The following is a 17,767-nucleotide window of genomic DNA, read 5'->3' as shown; positions in this document are numbered from 1 at the left end:
CGAACGCCGGCTCGCCTGTGCTCACCACGCCCCCGCCAGGACCGCGCGTACCTGCTCGGCGTACGTGTCCCGCCCGTTCCCCGCGAGATCCCCCAACCCCGGTAGCAGATCCCCGAACGCGTTCACCTCGGCCACCGCCACCGACCGCCAATCCACCCCCACCATGACGTCCACCCCCGTGCTGAGGCTCCGGGGAAAGCAGGCCGCCGCCCGCGAGCACGCCTCCAGCACCCGCTCCCACAGGTCCGGCCGCGACCGTACGGCGTCCAGATCACCCCGCGACCCGCCGAGGTGCAGGTTGGTCATCGGGCTGCCGCCGGCCCGCAGCACCGCGTGCGTCGGGACCCCGGCCACGGTCACCACCCGCAGGTCGAACACCCTCCCGCCGGTGGACGCCTTCGGAAACCACCGCTCGACGTGCAGCCCGTCGCCGGCGAGGAGGTCGACGATCCGCCGCACGTCACCGGCGGAGGTGTACGTACGCACCCGCAGCGAGTTGCACAGCACCCCGTCGACCCAGGCCGCCGACGTGACGGCCCGCACCCGGTCGCCGTGCGCCTGGAACGCGATCACCCCGGACGCCGACGAACCGTGCGCGGGCTTGACGAACACCCGGGACCAGCCCCGGCGCTCCATCTCCGCCCGCAGCCCGTCGTACGAACCGGCCTCGAACGCGGGCGGCACCGGCACCCCCGCCCCGGCCAGCACGGCGTGGCAGCGCCGCTTGTCGAACATCACCGCGATCTCCTCGACGTCGCCGAGCAGCCGCACACCCGGGATGGCGGCCACCCGCGACAGCCCCGCCGTGAACGCCTTGAACCAGGCCGCCCCGCCGCCGACCCGCGCGGGATCCCCGGGCCCGCGCAGCAGCTCGTCGGCCCCGGCGTCCTCGCCCGGCGAATCCACGCGCAGCAACGAACCCTCGGGCGCGCCGATCTCCCGCCCGGCCAGCACGTCCCGCCACGGGATCACGTGGGGCTCCGCCAGCCCGGCGGCCACCGCGGCGTCCCGGAACATCGTCACCCGCCGATCCCCGGGCGTCCCGACCACGGCGAACCGCACGCCACTCACTCCGTCACGGCCACGTAGCCCGTGCCCGGGCCGGACAGGTCGACGTCGACGCCCGGCAGCGCCGCGGTCAGGCGGGCCCTCATCTCGAGGCCGATGTCGTGGTGGGAGAGGTCCAGCCGGCGCAGGTGGGTGAGCGGCTGGCCGCTGAGCAGCGCCTCCGCGCCGGCGTCGGTGAGCCCGCCCATCGCCAGGCTCAGCGTCTCGAGCCCGGCCACGATCGGCGCGGACGCCACGGCGGCGGCGAGCTCGTCCTGGATCTGGCTGTTCTGCAGCCCCAGGTGGCGCAGCCGGGGCAGCCGCTCCCCGCCCAGGATCCCGGCGACGTCGCCGACCGTGGCGTCACCGCCGTACTCGTCGACCCCGAACCACATGTCGAGGTGCTCCAGCGCGGGCAGGTCGCACGCGCCGACGCCGCGAACCGCCTCTCCCAGCAGCCCTCCCGTCTCGAACCGCAGCACCTTCAGCGACTCGTGCCGCACCGGCGAGAACCGCAGACCGGTGCCGCCGCGCACCTCCAGCCGCTCCAGCTTCGGGTACGCCTCCAGCAGCGGCGTGATGTCCGACTGCGTGATCCAGGAGATCTCGCAGTCCTCCGGCGAAATCGCGCCGAGGAAGAGCGAGCGCAGCTCGGGCAGCCGACCGGCCTCGTCGGCCAGGCGGCTGACGACTTCGCTGCTGTCGGTGTCGTAGGGCTCCTCCCACCCGCCGATCACGACGGCGGTGACCTGCGAGGTGTCGACGTGCTCGAAGAACCAGTCGAAGCACTCGGCGACGTGGTCGGGGAGGTCGTCGTCGTAGGTGTGGGCGCTGAGCCGCCAGGCCGCGGACCCGGCCTCGGGCGGCTTGTCGTCGCCCTGCCACGGCACCTCGGCCACCGGCAGGCCGACATAGCTCTGGTCGTAGCGGTCGTAGTGGCTGGGCTGCTCGTCGAACTCCCGCATCACTCGTCCACCGCCACGTAACGCCACGTCTCGCCGTCCTCTTCGTCCATGTCCGGCTCCTCGTTCTCGGACACGTCGACCTCCACCCCGGGCAGGGCCTCGGTCACCCGCCGCATCATCTCGTCGGACATGTAGTGGTGGTGCAGGTCGAGCACGCGCAGATGGGTCAGCGGCTGGCCGCTGAGCAGCGCCTCCGCCCCGGCGTCGGTGAGCACGCCCATCGACAGGCGCAGCGTCTCGAGCCTGGCCACGATCGGCGCGGTGGCCACGGCGGCGGCGAGCTCGTCCTGGATCTCGCTGTCCTGCAGCCCCAGATGACGCAGCGCGGGCAGCCGCTCACCCCTGAGGATGGGGTCGACGTCGGGGACGTTGCCGTCGCCGCCGTACTCGGGGACGCCCAGCCAGAGCTCCAGGTGCTCCAGCGCGGGCAGGTCGCTGGCGGCCACGGCGCGGACCAGCGAGCCGTCCAGGCCGCCCGACTCGAACCGCAGCTTCTTCAGCGCCTCGTGCCGCACCGGCCGCATCCGGAGCCCGGAGCCGCCGCGCACCTCCAGCCGTTCAAGCTTCGGGTACGCCTCCAGCAGCGGCGTGATGTCGGACTGCTGGATCCAGGAGATCTCGGACTCCTCCGACGAGATCGCGCCGAGGAAGAGCGAGCGCAGCTCGGGCAGCCGGCCGGCCTCGTCGGCCAGGCGGCGGACGATGGACGCGCTGCTGTCGCTGTAGCAGTCTTCCCACGCGCCGATCACGACGGCCGTGACCTTCGCGGTGTCGACGTGCGCGAAGAACCGGTCGAAGCACTCGGCGATGCGGCTGCCGTCCCAGCCGGCGCTGAGCCGCCACGCCACGGGACCGGCGTCGGGCCACGGCCCGTCCTCGTCCCCGGGCACCTCGGCCACGGGCAGGCCGGCGTAGGTGCCGGTGTAGCGGTCCGAGCGGCTCGGATTGTCGTCGTCGGTCACGGATGATCCTCGGGTCGGGGGGCCTGACGCGTCCTGTCCTACCAGAACCTGCCGACACTTCCGTCCCACCGGCTATGGTGCGCCGTACCCGATTTGATCTAGGAGTGCGCCGATGAACGTGAGGGAGCCCGACTGGGCGTACGTGGCCCGGTCCCTCGTCAAGGTCCTGGCCGTCACCACGGCGCTGTACCTGGCCTTGAGCGCGGTCGACCGGCTTCTGTGGTTGTTCGTCGACGACGATCGGACGGCCTTGGTGTACGGCACCGCCGCCCGCGTCGCGAACCCGGACAAACGCCTGTCGGACGGTCACGACGACGCCGGATGGCTGCTGAACACCACCTACACCCTGCGGGGCGAGCCACGCCTGGCCGGTCCCGGCGGTGGCTGGAGGGAGTACGAGATCGCGCCGAACTGGTTCGGCACCGTCCGGGCCCCCTCCCTCGACGGGCCGTCCGGCAGATTCTCCTACGCGATCTCCGTCCTGGAGACGGACCCCGAAGTCGTCCCGGCAGACGTTCGGAAGACCATCGACGCGCTTCCCCAGACGCTCGACGCGGTCGCGGTCGTGCAGTTCGCGAAGCCGATGACCAGCGAGCGGCTCATCGCCTTCAACCGCAGGCACAAGATCTGCGGAGGACGGGACGTCTCCTACGTCTACGCCCCGTCCTGGTTCGAGTACGACGACTCCAGCAACGATCCCCCGTTGAACGCGGTCGTCTGGAACCGCGACATGACCGAGGACCTCCTCCAGGGCGAACTCACCTATCAGTGCGAGACCGAGCCCGAGCCGGCGCTGGCGGAGTTCCGCAAGTGGGTCGGGCAACTCGACGAGGGATACGACCTCAGCGCGTTCATGCTGGACTACGGGTGGCTCGACGGGGCGGCCAAGGAGGGCCTCGTGTACGGGCTCGTCGTAGACAGCTGGAAACTCGCCGACGTGCGCAAGCTCCTGGACGACTCGGAGGTGCGGACGGTCCGGCTCGCCGACGTCGCCTTCGACCTCGACGGGGATGAGTAGCGTGAAGGTGTACATCCTGTGGCATGTCCACCACGTCGCGGTAGACGAAGCCGGAAACGTTCCGCACTTCGACAATGGCGAATTCTCGAACGTTTCGACCCTAGACCCGCCCGCCCCGCACAGGGAAATACGTGCTTTGGCGCGCTGACCAACCCGGCTGTTCCCCCTCGGTCGTGTTGCCGAGCGTCCACAAGGACGCCATGGGGAGTGCGCGCAGCCTCTCGCCGAAAAGGCAGGACCTGTTCACCGGTTTATCCGACCGGCTTCAGACTCGGTACGGGGAGGGATCAGTGCTGCCCCGACTGCAGGAGATGATCGAGAGTGAGGAGCGGTGACAGGCGGATTCTGTCAGAACAGAACTATGCGGGTTAGGATTATTTGCTGGTTCTTCCAGTCGATCCGATACTCCGCGATGCCATACCCTTTAGGTATCAAGATCTCCCTCCAATCGAGATCGGCACCGACTTGCTCGCTTCCAGCCAGCCATGGGTCCTCACAGATCGCGACCGTGAGTGCCGCCACCGTCGAGAAAACCTCCGCTGAGACCGACGGGTCAGCAAGCGTGTCAGCCACGATCTCTGAAGGCACAACAGGCCATAGATCGTCGTCCTCGCTCACCGGGTGCCGCTCTCCCGCCGTCGACGGAGGACCTCATCCATGGTCATGGTCGGCAGGGTTCCGGCTTCGGCCGCCGCGCGTACCCGATCCCGGTCGGGATCGGTGTCGAGCATCGCGCGACCCCACCAAGCGGTCAAGACCCCGTCTAGGTCAGGGCCCTGCTGCGCTTCCAGAAGCTCGGCGAAGAACTGAGCGCGGCGGCTTCCGCGCAGCGCGTTGGAGATGCCGCCGATCGTCTTCGGCACTCTCGGATGGTCTACCGGGCCACTGCCAACGGGCTGAGCACTCATGACACCGCCTTTCATGGTCTTCAGGGTACGACGTGAACGCGATTGCTCGCAGAGTTCCTGCGGCACGGGCGAACTCCTCCCCTTGAGGGCTCGCCGCTCCTCTCCGCTAGGACAGCGGCAACGCCCGCAGGCCAGACACCCGATGCTCATGCCGAGTCGCCCGTCGTGGACTCTTGAGTGGCCAGGTCTTCGGTCTAGAATGCCGCCTCTTCGCGTGGGCCGAACGAATCCATGCCGGGAACGCTATTCCGAAGTGCGGACGGTCCGGCTCGCCGACGTCGCCTTCGACCTCGACGGGGATGAGTAGCGTGAAGGTGTACGTCCTGTGGCATGTCCATCACGTCGCGGTAGACGAAGCCGGAAACGTTCCGCACTTCGACAATGGCGAATTCTCGGCTCGTGAGGATTTGGGAGACGACGTCAAACTGCTGGGCGTCTATTCGACGCCGGATCGTGTCGAGCGGCGCATCAGTGTGGCTCGAAATCTCCCCGGGTTTCGAGATGAGCCTGACTGTTTCTGTCTGCCGAGGTCGAAGTCGACGAAGACGCCTGGACGTCCGGCTACGTGACGGAATGAGCCTGGCGGGACAGGAGCAGCGCGGAAACCCGAGTTCGGCGCGATGTGCGCGTGCGTGCAGCACACCAGGCCGGTATGAAAAGCCCGTACGGCATGCCTGCTCATCGCCGGGGACCGGCGGGGCCTGCCGCTCCTCACCCGCTGTACCACCATCCTGGCCGCGGCGGCGATCGCCAGAGCAATGGGATCGACATCTGAACTACTTCAGATAACCTGCTGAGGTGACGACCAAGAGCTTTCCGTACAGCGCGTTCCTCAGGGGCCCCTCAGAGGTGCTTCCCACACTGGACAACGCCGATGTCATCCTCGAACGACGCGATGACGAGAACCTCATCCTGATGCGCGCCGAGCGATTCCAGGCGAGGATGACCAGCCTGCGTATCGCCGCTCGCGCGCTGGCCATCGTGGCCCGCCGCAACAGCGCACTCGCGGAGGACGTCCTCGCGGAGGAGCTTCCCTGGCTCACCTGGCTGCCCGAAACGGAACGCCAGGAGTGTGTACGTGAGCTGCTCAGCCACTTGATGGCGGGCGCGGACACGGGAGAGTTGTTGCCGTTCGGGAGGTCGTTGACCTCGTGGCGCTCCACCGCGGTGATCTGGAGCGATCCGCGCCTTGCCGGCGAGTTGCAGGGACCCTTCCCCGGCGATGGGCCTGAGGTCGCACGCCCGAAAGACGATTCCTGACGGCAGGCTCCCAGGACGTACAACCATTAACGGAGCGGTGGTGTCGGGCCTTTCGACGGGGTGGGGGCGGGGATCGCACACCAGCGGCTCAGGCAGATCGTGGTGCGCGGGTGGATTCTGTGCTCGGCGGGTGAGCCGTGATTCGCGAGCAGTTCGCCCATTTCGTACGTGATCTTCTTGGCCGCCTTCCCGGTATGGTCGCGATCCTGGGCGTTGTAGATCTACGATCCAGGGCCACTGGTTCGACCCTAGATCCGCCCGCCCGCATAGGGAAATACGTGCTTCGGCGCGCTGACCCGGCTATTCCTCTCGGTCGTGTTGCCGAGCGTCCACAAGGATGCCATGGGGAGTGCGCGCAGCCTCTCGCCGAAAGGCAGGACCTGTTCGCCGGTATAGAGGACGAACCCAGCGCGAAATCTTGCTCCGAGTCGGTCGGCCAGGTGGCGCAGTCCACGGAAGTCGTCGCCTCGGACGGTTTCGGCGGCTTTGATCTCAATGCCGATCACTTCGCCGGATGCGTGCTCCAGGACGATGTCCACCTCCACTTTGTCGCGGTCTCGGTAGTGGAACAGCTGGACGGGTTCGTTGGCCCAGGTGAGCTGACGTGCCACCTCACCGATCGCGAAATTCTCGAGCAGTGGGCCAACGGGGGCGGTGACGTCTCTAGCGCGTTCGGGTGACATGCCGATGAGCTGGCCGCCGAGTCCGCTGTCTGTGACGAGCAGCTTGGGTGTGGATATGGCGCGGCGAGTGAGATTCGACGACCAGGCCGGTATGCGCTTGATCACGAAGACCAGTTCCAGGAGGTCCAAGTAGCGGGAGAGCGTTACCCGAGGAAGACCCACGTCGCCGGCGATCGACTGGACCACCGCCAGTCCTCCCATCCGGGCCGCTATGACGCTGAGAAGCCTGCGCATCTCTGCCGGACGCTCGATGTCGGAGATCTGGCGGACGTCTCTGGTGATCAGATCGGTTATGTAGGAGTCGAAGAACCTGTTGCGCCGGCGTCCCGGGTCCCGCCGGACCGCCTCCGGGTAGCCGCCGCGCAGCGCCCTGTCCACGTAGTCAGGCTTACGCAGCGAGCAGGGATGCATGGAAACATCGGCGCCATGTGTGAAGACGTAATCCACGAAGCCGTCCGGAGCGCTGTCGATCTCCCCCTGGGACAGTGGCCACAACTCGATGGTCTCCGTCCTGCCCGGCAGGGCGTCTGGCAGATCGCGTAGGTCCAGTAGGCGTGCGGAACCGGTGAGGAGATAACGGCCTGCGCGCGGATCCCGATCAACCTCGTGCTTGATCGGCAGGAGTAGTTGCGGGGCACGCTGGATCTCATCGATCAGCAGAAGTGCATCGTGCCGGACGAAGTCGACGGGATCCTCTTCGGCTGCGGCCAGGATCGCAGGGTCATCCAGGTAGAGCTGGCGGGCGTTGTCCACCTGGCTGGCGATCAAGCTCGCCAGCGTGCTCTTTCCAACTTGCCGAGCGCCGTTGACGACGACCACCCGCGTGTCCGCCAGTGCTTCCAGGGTCATGGCTTGGGCGCGGCGAGAGAACAGAGCTGGCTGTGTCACACTGACGGAGATTACCGGAGGTCAACCGGTTGTGTGGGCAGTTTGCCGCTAGCTATGTGGGCGTTCTGCCGGACATTATGTGGACGTTCTGCCGCAGGATGCGTGGGCGTTCTGCCGATACCTGTGTGGGCGCTTTGCCGAAGAGCGCCCCAGCGAAGTGTTCAGGCCACCCGCCCACTGCGGCCCTCAAAAGCGGTCGGGGCGCTGTCGTCGGTTCCGGATCCGTCCAGGAGTTCAGGAGCCGGACGTGCTATTCACGCCCGCATTGGCCGACGCTGCCACTCTTCGACTACCGGAACACGCAGGCGAAGCCTGCGCCTTGATGAGGGCGTCTGAGCGGAGCGAAGCCCTACACGGGTCGGGGCTTGGCCCGACTGGAAGCATCGCCTGAGCCCCGAGCGCGAAGCGCTCCCCGCGAAGACCTTTGGCCCGGGGTGGGGTCCGGCAGGCCCACCCGGTGACCGGGCAACGGGTGGGTGGCGGCGCGCGACCTACTGCTGACTATCCGAAGAGGGTGCGGCCCCAGTAGTCGCCGGCGTCGCGGACCCCGGGTGGGCAGGCGAACAAGCCGCTGGAGACGTGTTTGATGTACTCGTTGAGGGCGTCGTGCTTGGCCAGGTTCATCTGTACCGGTACGAACTGCTTGCGCGGGTCGCGCTGGTAGGCGATGAAGAACAGGCCCGCGTCCAGGCGGCCGAGGCCGTCGGAGCCGTCCACGAAGTTGTAGCCGCGGCGCAGCAGGTGCGCGTTGCCGTTGGAGGTCGGGTGGGCGAGCCGTACGTGGGCGTCGTCCTTGATGTTCGGCTGCCCGTCGGCCCCCTTGGACGCGAAGTCCACCAGGTCGAACTCGGCCTTCTTGCCCAGCGGCGCCCCCTCGCCCTTGTCCCGGCCGAAGATCTGCTCCTGCTCCACGAGCGACGTGCGGTCCCAGGTCTCGATCGCCATCCGGATCTTCCTGGTCACCATGTACGAGCCGCCCGCCATCCAGTCGCTGCCGTCCTGCGCGGCGGCCCACAGCTGGTCGCGGAGCAGGGCGGCGTCCTCCAGCTTGAGGTTGTTGGTGCCGTCCTTGAAGCCCATCAGGTTGCGCGGGGTCGTCTGGGAGCGGGACGTGGACGACGTACGGCCGAAGCCGAGCTGCGACCAGCGTACGGAGACCTTGCCGAAGCCGATCCTGGCCAGGTTGCGGATGGCGTGCACGGCGACCTGGGGGTCGTGGGCGCACGCCTGCACGCAGATGTCCCCACCGGAAATTTCCGGAATAAGCTGCTCTCCCGGAAATTTCGGCAAGTCGGCGAGAGCGGCCGGCCGCTTGTCCTTCAGCCCGAAGCGCTCGTCGAACAGCGACGCCCCGAACCCGATCGTCAGCGTCAGCCCAGACGCGGGCAGCCCCAGCGCCTCGCCCGTGTCGTCGGGCGCGGCCTCCGGCGCGCCGCCCACCGCACCGTACGACCCCGCCTCCTTGCCCTGCGTGAGCCGCGCGGCCGCCGCCGTCCACTCCTGCAGCAGCTCGACCAGCTCGGCGCGCTTGTCCGTGGTGACGTCGAACGCCACGAAGTGCAGCCGGTCCTGCGCCGGAGTGACGATGCCCGACTGGTGCTCGCCATAGAAGGGGAACGGGTCGGAGGTCGAGGAGGCGTGCGCGACCGGCGGCTCCTCGAAGAGTGTGTTCGCGGCCACGACACCGGCCCCGACCACGGCGGCGCCCGCGGCTCCCAGCCCGAACAGCCCCCTGCGGCTCACCCGCTGGCTCATTGCCGTCACCTCCCGCTACTTGGTGATGACCGGCGCGATCTTGCTGATCGGCTCGGCCAGCGCGTTGATCGCGTCCGACAAGGTCTTCAGCTCGGCCTTGGACAGCTCGTTGTGCAGCTGCCAGCCGTCGCCCTTCTGGTGCGCGTCCAGCGCCGCCTCGGCCGCCGTGAACTTCTCGTCCAGCGTCTTGACCAGGTCGGGAGCCCGATCCTCCAGCACCGGCCTGAGCGACTGCACGGCCGCCTTGGAGCCTTCGAGGTTGGCGTCGAAGTCCCACAGGTCGGTGTGCGACCAGATGTCCTCCTCGCCGGTGATCTTGCCGGTGGCGACCTCGTCGAGCAGTTCCTTGGCGCCGTTGGCCAGGTTCAGGGGAGTCAGCTCGGCGGCGTTCGACTTGTCCACGATCGTCTTGACGTCGGCGATCAGCTTGTCCGCGATGGCGCCGTCCTTGCTGATGTCCTTCTTGATCCACAGGTCCTTCTCGATCCTGTGGAAGCCGGTCCACTCCTCGCCGTCGGCCAGGTCCGCCTCGCGGGCGTCGATGGCCGGGTCGAGGTCGCCGAAGATCTCGGCCACCGGCTCGATGCGCTCCCAGTACGTACGCGCGACCGGGAACAGCTCCTTGGCCTGGTCGATCTTCCCGCCCTTGACCGCGTCCACGAACTCCTGCGTCTTGACCAGCAGCGTGTCGCTCTGCGACTTGATGTAGCGCTTGTAGCTGGCGACCGCGTCGGCGAGCTTGGCGTCCTCGGTGAGCGCCTTGTGCTCGCCGGTCACCTTGAACGCGTTGCGGATGCCCTTGCCGACCATGCCGGGCTTGCACGCGGTCTCGTACGCGCCCGCCGGCAGTTCGGCGATGAGCTCTCTGGTCAGCCCGGGCACGATGTTCTCGACCTCGGCCATGACCCGGTCACCGGGGGCGAACACGTAGAACTCGGTCACCTTGGTGCCGCCGTTCGTGATCGTGAACGTCGTGGTGCCCGCCGCGACCTCGGACGCGCCGACCTTGCACTCCGTGTCGGACGCCGCCACGGTGACCTTGCCCGGCTTGGCGGGGGCGGAGCCGGAGGCGGGGGAGGCGGCGGGGGTGTTGCCCGAGCCGCAGGCGGCCAGCGTCGCCAGGGCGAGCGCCCCGAAGGACAGGCGGATGGGGGTGCGCATGATGCTCCTGTTTCAGGCCGCGGAGGAAGCGGGCGACGGCGTGGACTTCACCCGCGTGTTGCGCAGGAAGAAGAAAAGGGTGGGGACGAGGTAGCAGGCCCAGGCGATGACCTCGGCGACGCTGGGCTGGGGCGTGATGTTCAACATGCCCGACAGCAGGGTGCCGTACCAGGAGTCGGCGGGGATGACGCTGCTGATGTCGAAGGCGTAGGTGCTCAGGCCGGGCAGGATGTTGGCCTCCTGCAGGTCGTGCACGCCGTACTTGAAGATGCCCGCGGCCACGAGGATCAGCAGCAGCCCCGTCCAGGTGAAGAACTTGGTGAGGTTGATCTTCACGGCGCTGCGGTAGAGGCCCCAGCCGATGAGTACGGAGGTGAGCAGCCCCAGGCTGATGCCGATGAGCGGCTCCGGCGTGGTGACGGCGCCCTGCACGGAGGCGAAGAACAGGATCGCCGTCTCCAGCCCTTCGCGGGCGACGGCGAGGAACGCCATCACGACCACCGCGATCGAGCCGAGCTCCAGCGCGTCGGAGAGCTTGCCCCGCAGCTCGCCGGAGAGCGCGCGGGCCGCTCGCCGCATCCAGAAGATCATCCAGGTGACGAACACGACGGCGAGCAGCGAGGTGATCGCGTCGAACAGCTCCTGCCCGGTGTGTCCCAGATGGGCGGCGGTGAACGTCAGCAGTGCCCCGAACCCGACGGACAGCGCGACGGCCGCGCCGACTCCCGTCCACACTTGCGGGAGCTTGTCCTTGCGGTCACTTTTGACCAGGAAGGCGACCAGGACTGAGACGACGAGTGCCGCCTCGAGACCTTCGCGCAGTCCGATGAGGTAACTGGCGAGCACCGTCACTCCCGTTTGCTGAGGTTTTGCTTGGCATTCCCTGAGGAAAGGCTTACCTAAATTAGGGCAGGCGAAGCATACCTAGCGCAAGAGCTGGAAGCGACAGTGTGCGGCGAGTCACGTTCGCAGGTGGAAGGTGATCATCCCTTCGTCGCGCCCGCGGTGAGACCGCCGACCAGGTGACGTTCCGCGACGGCGTAGAACCCGAGCGCGGGCACCATGGCCAGGACGAGATAGGCCAGGATGCGGGCGGTGTCGGAGGCGTACTGGCCCTGGAACTGCTGGATGCCCAGCGGCAGCGTCCAGCTCGACTCCTCGCTGAAGACCACGAGCGGCAGCATGAAGTTGTTCCAGCTCCCCACGATGGCCAGTACCGAGACGGTGGCGATGGCGGGCCTGGCCATCGGCAGCAGGATCCGCCAGAAGAAGCCGAACGGGCTGCAGCCGTCGATGATGGCCGCCTCCTCGATCTCGCCCGGGATGCCGCGGAAGAAGCCGCGCAGAATGATGATCGTCAGCGGCAGGCCGAAGGCCGCCTGCGTGAGGATCACGCCGAGCGGGTTGCCCAGCAGCCCGAACGTGCGCAGCAGCACGAAGATCGGCAGGATGGCCACCGCGAACGGGAACATCAGCCCGGCCGTGAACAGCGTGAAGAACAGCTCCCTGCCGCGGAAGGCGAACCTGGCGAAGACGAACCCCGCCAGCGCCGACACCCCGACGGTCAGCACGGTCGTCACGACCGCGATGAACGTGCTGTTCCACAGCTGCAGCCAGAACGAGCCGGAGCCGATCACGTCGGTGTAGTTGTCCGTCGCCCAGGTGCTGGGCAGGCCGAACGGGTTGGTGGACAGCTCGCTGGTGGACTTGAAGCCGCCGATCAGCGCGTACACCACCGGGATGATGATGAACAGGCCGACGATCCACGCGATCAGATGCAGCGGCAGGGTGTTGCGCCGCGGCGAGGACTTCTTCCGATGGATCATCGGCGCTCTCCCATCGAGGTGGTCGCGCCCTCCAGGTCGCGGCGCATCACGAACCGCTGGTAGACGAGGGCGAAGACGAGGCTGAGCGCGAACATCACGACGCTGATCGCGCTGGCGTAGCCGACCTGGGAGCGCTTGAAGCCCCAGTCCATCATCGTGACGGCCATCGTCTCGGACGAGTGCGACGGCCCGCCCTGGGTGAGGATCCACACCAGGTCGAAGAGCTGGATCGTGTAGATGACGGACAGGAAGACGCTGATCCGGATCGTCGGCCCGAGCAGCGGCAGCGTGATGTGCCGGAACGTCTTCCAGCTCGTAGCCCCGTCGATCTGGGCGGCCTCGATGAGCTCGTTCGGGATGGCCTGCCGCCCGGCGAGATAGATCATCATGTGGAAGCCGAAATATTTCCACGTCATGACCAGGAAGAGCGACGGCATCACGGTGTCGGGGTCGGCCAGCCACTCCGAGTCGAGCCCGAACACCGACAGGAACTGGTTAGCCATGCCCGACTCGGGCGAGAGGATCATCGAGAACAGCACGCCGGTGATGACCTCGGAGAGCACGTACGGCGCGAAGAACACCACCCGGTACAGCGCCCGCCCGCGGATGCGCTGGTTCAGCAGCATCGCGATGGCCAGCGAGAACGGGAGCTGCACGCAGACCGACAGCAGCACGAGGACCAGCAGGTGCCACAGGTCCTGGCCGAAAATTTCGGTGCCGAAGAGCCGGGTGAAGTTGTCGAGCCCGATGAAGTTGGTCGGCAGGCCGCCGAAACCGTTCCACCTGAACAGGCTGGCGTAGAACGCCACGAGGATGGGTGCGACGACCAGCAGCAGGAAGAGGACCAGGGCGGGCAGCAGGAACAGGGCGATGGTCACCCAGCGGCCGCGCCGCCTGGCGGCAGGGGCGGGGGCCGGAAGCGTGACCGCCTCCGGCCCCTTGAGGAGGGTCGTCATCCTTCGCTCTTGGCCACTTCGGTGATGGCCTTGCCGACTTCGTCCGGCGTCTTCGTACCGGCGATGAGCTCGGCCACGCTGTCGTTGACCTGCTGGCCGACGGCGGGCGGGTAGGCCTGGTCGAGGTAGAGCTGGTAGCCGCCGGCCGCGGCCAGCGCGGTCGCCACCTGCTTGAGGTTGGGGTCCGTGACCGCGCTCTCCTCGCCCTTGAGCACCGGCAGCACGCCGCCGGCCGCCACGGCCTTGGAGTGGTTGTCCATCTCGGTCATGAACTTCACGAACTGCACGGCCTCCGCGGGGGCGTCCGCGCCCACGGCCAGGCCGCCGCCACCGCCGAACGCGTCGGAGATCGAGCCCTTGCCGCCCTCGACCGCGGGGAAGGGGAAGAAGCCCAGGTCGTCGCCGAGGCCCTTGCCGGCGTCCTTCTGCACGGCGGGCGCCCACTGGCCCATCAGCTCCATGGCGGCCTTGCCGTTCGACATGGTGGCCGCCTGGCCGTCCGGGGTGCCGTACCCCGCGCCGAGGAAGCCCTTCTGGAACGGCTGCAGGTCCGCCAGCGCCTTGACCTGCTGTCCGGCGGCCACGAAGTCGGGCTTGGTGAAGTCGTGGTCGACGGCCGCCTGCTTGAGCGCGTCGAGGCCGGCGATGCGCATGGCGAGGTAGGCCCAGTAGTAGTGGCCCGGCCACTTCTCCTTGCCGGCCAGGGCGATCGGGGTGACGCCCGCCGTCTTGAGCTTCTTGACGTCCTCGAGGAACGCCGACCACGTGGCGGGCGGCTGCGTGATGCCGGCCTCGGCGAAGAGTTTCTTGTTGTACCAGAAGCCGACCAGGCCGATGTCGGTCGGGAGCCCGTACGTCTTGCCGTCGAACTGGTACGCGCTCAGCGCCGCCGGAGTGAAGCTGGGCAGGACGTCGGCGACGTCGGAGGAGATGTCCTTGACCAGCCCGGCGTCGATCTGCTGCTTGAGCACGCCGCCGCCCCACGTGGCGAACAGGTCGGGGGCCTTGCCGGACTGCGTGATCGTGGTCAGCTTGGCCTTGTACGCGTCGTTCTCCAGAACGGTCGCCTTGATGGTGACGTTGGGATGCTTGGCCTCGAAGTCCTTGGCCCGCTGCGCCCAGAGGGACTTGAGCGGCTCCGCGGTCGACAGGTGCCACCATTCAAGAGTGACCTTGGCCGCCGAGCCGCTCTGCTGTGGGGCCGTAGTGCTGCCCCCACCGCCGCAGCCGGTTATGAGCACTGCGGTCGCGATCAACACCAGACTGCGTTTCATCAGGGGTCCTTCCCTCAGACTGGCTCGGCCTGCCGTACGGACCCCTGCACGTGATTCGCGGGACTCAGCGTGACTCATGGGGCACAACGCGGCGCACCGGGCGAAAGTTTCGTTACCTCCCCGATAGTTTCGCTTTCTGGATCGTAGGTAAACGCTGCGTAAAGCGTCAACACCTCGAGTGGGAGCGATCCCAAACCGAAACTTTCGGATACACTCCCGAACGTGTCAGCGAAGCGGCGGGTGACGATCGCACTGATCGCGGAAGAGGCCGGGGTCTCCATTCCGACGGTGTCCAAGGTCATCAACGGACGTCCAGAGGTCGCTCCGGCGACCCGCCATCGAGTCGAACGACTCCTGCAGGAACACGGCTACCAGCGGCGCATCAGCCAGGACGACACCCCGGCCGGCCTGGTCGACCTGGTCTTCGCCGAGATCGAGTCGCCGTGGGCCATGGAGATCGTGCGCGGCGCGGAGGGCGCGGCCCACGAGGCCGGGGCCAGCGTGGTCATCTCCGTCCTGCACACTCATGCCGGACCGGGCCGCGACTGGCTCGAACGCCTGGCCGCCCGCCGTACCGACGGCGTGGTCATCGTCGCCTCGCGCCTGTCCACCGGCATCCAGGCCCAGCTCAGCGCGCGCTCGCTCCCGTTCGCGGTGGTCGACCCGGAGGGCGAGCCCGCCCCCGGCGTCGTCTCGGTCGGGGCCACCAACTGGAACGGCGGCCTGGCCGCCACCCGCCACCTGCTCGAACTCGGCCACCGGCGCATCGGCATGATCAGCGGCCCCACGGACATGCTGTGCAGCCAGGCCCGCGTGGACGGCTACCGCGCGGCCCTGGAGACGGCCGGGGTGCCGATCGAGCCGGAGCTGATCCGCCGCGGCACGTTCCTGGTGGAGTCCGGCCACGACGAGGGCCACGCGCTGCTCTCCCTGGACGCGCCCCCGACGGCGATCTTCGCCGGGAGTGACCTGATGGCCTTCGGCGTGTTCGAGGCGGCCCGCCAGCGCGGCCTTCGCGTCCCCGAGGACCTGAGCGTGGTGGGCTTCGACGACCTGCCCCTGTCCAAGTCGGCCTGGCCACCCCTGACCACGGTACGCCAGCCGCTGCAGGAGATGGCCGCCCTCGCCACCCGCACGGTCCTGGCCATGGGCCGCGGCGAGGTCCCGGAGACCAAGCGGGTCGAACTGGCAACGGAACTCATCGTCCGAGACAGCACGGCCCGCCACGAGTAGGCATCCGGGTAGGTGGGCCAGGCTCGCCCACCCGTTGCCCATCCGGGTGGTGGGCCTGCTGGACACCGCCCCGAGCGGTCCTCGCTCCGCTCGTCCCTGGCCACGCCTGGCGGCGCAAAGGTCTTCGCGGGGGGCGCTTCGCGCCCGGGGCTCAGCCGTCCCCTATTCAGGCGCCTTCGGCGCACCCCCCGCGCCTTCGGCGCCATCGCCCACCCGTGGGCCGGTTACTGGTCTGGCCTGCTGGAGCCCACCCCGCTCGCCAAAGGCCCCCGTGGGCCGGCCGACACCCTTGAACAGGCGAGACACCAGCAGATACCCCCGAGTTCGAGCCCCAGCCAGCAACTCAGCGTGCGGCAGGAGCTAGTTTCGGGAAAGATCGGTGCGCCACTCATCGAAACGGGTGCGGAGTTTGCGCACCTCAGCCTCTATCAGGCCATAGGCGAGGAACTCGCTGTCCGGATAGAGCTCCAGAGCGGAGAGCATTTGCGCGAACGTGGCGCGATCGAAGCCGAGGTCACGGGATGCGGCAAGGTCAAGCAACTGGTTCCGGGTGAACCGATTGCTGGTGATCAACGCGTCGACGTCGATGAAATCACGAACTTCCGCTCGGGTGAACAGCGCCTCAACCTTGCCTCCTGCAACGTCATCAAGGTGGATGACCGGACCGATCTCCATGGTGATCGGCGGGTGCGACCGCAGGTCGGTTGCCAATTCGACCTTGCTGGTCCGGCCGATTGCAGGATCGGAAACGCTAAGTCGTACGAACTGCGGGCTGTCGAGATCGACTTTGACGGTTAGGCCTTGGACGGCATAAGCATCCTGGACTTTCCTGACCCCCTCCGCGAAGTCGCCGCGGAGGCTGGAGGTGAACAGGTCGATGTCTTCGCTTGGCCGCTGAAGTACGCCATAGGCTTGCACCGCGTAGCCGCCTGCCAGAGCGAAGCCGTGATCTGCTGCTGCTGCCAGAGCAATGCTGGCCAGGCGACGGTGGAATTCGTCCATCAGGCGGCTTGGCGCTGCAACTCGGGGAAGCGGTCCAGCCACAGGGCGCGAACCCGCGGCGGCAGGACCAACTCCGGCCAGAGGCGCCGCAGGAGTGAGGCGTTCAGGAAATGCCGTAGGTCGTCAGGCGTGGCACTCTCTCGGATCACACGCATGTACATCAGCCGCGCATCGGCAACCTGCTCAAGGTCATAGCTGCGTTTCGGTCCCCAGTCGAGGTGATGGGGAAGCGAGACGACACCCCTGACGGGCCCGGCGAGCTCCTCCAACGTATCGGGCACGACGTAAGGGCGGACTGCTCCGTATCCCCTGACATCCATGTCACCAGTGTGACCCATCCGAGGCCAGATGCGCAGGTCGATCTTGCCGACGGATGTACTAACTCTGGCTACGGAGAGTGGTTAAGCTTTGCCGCCACACCGATGGAGGGTGGAGCCGCTATCAGGAACCCGGGGCAACAGGTAGGTGGGCGGGGACTCAGGCGTTCCCTATTCAGGCGCCTTACGGCGCACCCCCCGCGCCTTCGGCGCCATCGCCCACCCGTGGGCCGGTTACCGGTCTGGCCTGCTGGAGCCCACCCCGCTCGCCAAAGGCCCCCGTGGGCCGGCCGACACCCTTGAACGGGCGAGACACCAGCAGATACCCCCGAGTTCGGGCCAGAGCCGGTAACTCGGTGTGCGACAGGAGCTGGTTTCGGGAAAGCCGGTGCGGTTCGCGTGCTGGTGCGCGCGCACCACGGTGGTGCCGGCGCTGACCGTTCGGTCCTCGCCCTCGGCCTGGTCACGTCCGGCGGCCGGCCCCTGCTGGACGACGACCAGGTGTGCCACCT

18 protein-coding genes are annotated in these 17,767 nt (G+C 67.8%); 4 read left to right on the top strand and 14 right to left on the bottom strand.

Translation table 11 applies throughout. From position 1 onward, the window contains the following. Nucleotides 1-21: 21 nt before the first annotated feature. The 3 genes from ACWDRB_RS34640 to ACWDRB_RS34630 are packed head-to-tail and all read right to left on the bottom strand — an operon-like array spanning nt 22 to nt 2,974. Entirely contained in the window at nt 22-1,062 is a 1,041-nt protein-coding gene (locus ACWDRB_RS34640; RefSeq protein WP_449900841.1) for an STM4014 family protein, read from the bottom strand. Nucleotides 1,063-1,067: 5 nt separating this feature from the next. Further along, the gene (locus tag ACWDRB_RS34635; RefSeq protein ID WP_449900839.1) at nt 1,068-2,012 is read right to left on the bottom strand and encodes an STM4015 family protein; all 945 of its coding nucleotides are present in this window, start codon (nt 2,010-2,012) and stop codon (nt 1,068-1,070) included. Next, entirely contained in the window at nt 2,012-2,974 is a 963-nt protein-coding gene (locus tag ACWDRB_RS34630; protein ID WP_449900836.1) for an STM4015 family protein, read from the bottom strand. The genes ACWDRB_RS34635 and ACWDRB_RS34630 overlap by 1 nt, the downstream gene beginning before the upstream one ends. Before the next feature lie 112 nt (nt 2,975-3,086). Here ACWDRB_RS34630 and ACWDRB_RS34625 point away from each other — a divergent pair, with 112 nt between their 5' ends. Next, entirely contained in the window at nt 3,087-3,992 is a 906-nt protein-coding gene (locus tag ACWDRB_RS34625) for a hypothetical protein (protein ID WP_449900835.1), read from the top strand. Nucleotides 3,993-4,340: 348 nt separating this feature from the next. On the opposite strand, the gene ACWDRB_RS34620 is transcribed toward ACWDRB_RS34625, so the two are convergent. Beyond that, the gene (locus ACWDRB_RS34620; protein ID WP_449900832.1) at nt 4,341-4,610 is read right to left on the bottom strand and encodes a hypothetical protein; all 270 of its coding nucleotides are present in this window, start codon (nt 4,608-4,610) and stop codon (nt 4,341-4,343) included. Continuing rightward, entirely contained in the window at nt 4,607-4,966 is a 360-nt protein-coding gene (locus ACWDRB_RS34615; RefSeq protein WP_449900829.1) for a hypothetical protein, read from the bottom strand. Before ACWDRB_RS34615 ends, ACWDRB_RS34620 begins: the two co-directional genes overlap by 4 nt. A 242-nt stretch (nt 4,967-5,208) precedes the next feature. Here ACWDRB_RS34615 and ACWDRB_RS34610 point away from each other — a divergent pair, with 242 nt between their 5' ends. Next, a complete protein-coding gene (locus ACWDRB_RS34610; RefSeq protein WP_449900826.1) occupies nt 5,209-5,469 on the top strand; it encodes a hypothetical protein in 261 nt (86 codons plus the stop codon). A gap of 229 nt (nt 5,470-5,698) precedes the next feature. Then, nucleotides 5,699-6,160 carry a hypothetical protein gene (locus ACWDRB_RS34605; RefSeq protein ID WP_449900824.1) on the top strand — a complete coding sequence of 154 codons (462 nt, stop codon included), beginning with the start codon at nt 5,699-5,701 and terminating at the stop codon, nt 6,158-6,160. 248 nt (nt 6,161-6,408) lie between these two features. On the opposite strand, the gene ACWDRB_RS34600 is transcribed toward ACWDRB_RS34605, so the two are convergent. The 7 genes from ACWDRB_RS34600 to ACWDRB_RS34570 all read right to left on the bottom strand — a co-directional run bounded on the left by ACWDRB_RS34600 (nt 6,409) and on the right by ACWDRB_RS34570 (nt 14,703). Beyond that, complete coding sequence (locus ACWDRB_RS34600; RefSeq protein WP_449900822.1) at nt 6,409-7,692, bottom strand: ATP-binding protein; 1,284 nt, start codon at nt 7,690-7,692, stop codon at nt 6,409-6,411. 540 nt (nt 7,693-8,232) lie between these two features. Further along, nucleotides 8,233-9,486 carry an iron uptake transporter deferrochelatase/peroxidase subunit gene (gene efeB, locus ACWDRB_RS34595; RefSeq protein ID WP_449900819.1) on the bottom strand — a complete coding sequence of 418 codons (1,254 nt, stop codon included), beginning with the start codon at nt 9,484-9,486 and terminating at the stop codon, nt 8,233-8,235. 15 nt (nt 9,487-9,501) lie between these two features. Next, nucleotides 9,502-10,647, bottom strand: a complete 1,146-nt coding sequence (efeO, locus tag ACWDRB_RS34590) for an iron uptake system protein EfeO (RefSeq protein WP_449900817.1) — start codon at nt 10,645-10,647, stop codon at nt 9,502-9,504. 12 nt (nt 10,648-10,659) lie between these two features. Next, nucleotides 10,660-11,493 carry an iron uptake transporter permease EfeU gene (efeU, locus tag ACWDRB_RS34585; RefSeq protein ID WP_350728642.1) on the bottom strand — a complete coding sequence of 278 codons (834 nt, stop codon included), beginning with the start codon at nt 11,491-11,493 and terminating at the stop codon, nt 10,660-10,662. A gap of 137 nt (nt 11,494-11,630) precedes the next feature. Then, on the bottom strand, nt 11,631-12,473 hold the full coding sequence (locus ACWDRB_RS34580; protein ID WP_397373488.1) for a carbohydrate ABC transporter permease: 843 nt from the start codon (nt 12,471-12,473) through the stop codon (nt 11,631-11,633). Continuing rightward, the gene (locus tag ACWDRB_RS34575) at nt 12,470-13,429 is read right to left on the bottom strand and encodes a carbohydrate ABC transporter permease (protein ID WP_449900812.1); all 960 of its coding nucleotides are present in this window, start codon (nt 13,427-13,429) and stop codon (nt 12,470-12,472) included. Before ACWDRB_RS34575 ends, ACWDRB_RS34580 begins: the two co-directional genes overlap by 4 nt. Further along, nucleotides 13,426-14,703: an extracellular solute-binding protein gene (locus ACWDRB_RS34570; protein WP_449900810.1), complete on the bottom strand. Its 1,278-nt coding sequence runs from the start codon at nt 14,701-14,703 to the stop codon at nt 13,426-13,428. Before ACWDRB_RS34570 ends, ACWDRB_RS34575 begins: the two co-directional genes overlap by 4 nt. 222 nt (nt 14,704-14,925) lie before the next feature. Between ACWDRB_RS34570 and ACWDRB_RS34565 the strand changes: the two genes are divergently transcribed. Next, nucleotides 14,926-15,936: a LacI family DNA-binding transcriptional regulator gene (locus ACWDRB_RS34565; RefSeq protein WP_364244451.1), complete on the top strand. Its 1,011-nt coding sequence runs from the start codon at nt 14,926-14,928 to the stop codon at nt 15,934-15,936. A 360-nt stretch (nt 15,937-16,296) separates the two neighbouring features. Here ACWDRB_RS34565 and ACWDRB_RS34560 read toward each other — a convergent pair whose 3' ends face one another. Beyond that, nucleotides 16,297-16,938: a nucleotidyl transferase AbiEii/AbiGii toxin family protein gene (locus ACWDRB_RS34560; RefSeq protein WP_449900807.1), complete on the bottom strand. Its 642-nt coding sequence runs from the start codon at nt 16,936-16,938 to the stop codon at nt 16,297-16,299. Further along, nucleotides 16,938-17,258 (bottom strand): hypothetical protein, encoded by a 321-nt coding sequence (locus tag ACWDRB_RS34555; protein ID WP_449900804.1) that lies wholly within the window; start codon nt 17,256-17,258, stop codon nt 16,938-16,940. The genes ACWDRB_RS34560 and ACWDRB_RS34555 overlap by 1 nt, the downstream gene beginning before the upstream one ends. Nucleotides 17,259-17,767: the final 509 nt, after the last annotated feature.

It is taken from the genome of Nonomuraea sp. NPDC003707 (assembly GCF_053587055.1).
The sequence above is the reverse complement of the archived record's forward strand: the minus strand, read 5'-3'. Positions and strand labels throughout refer to the sequence as shown.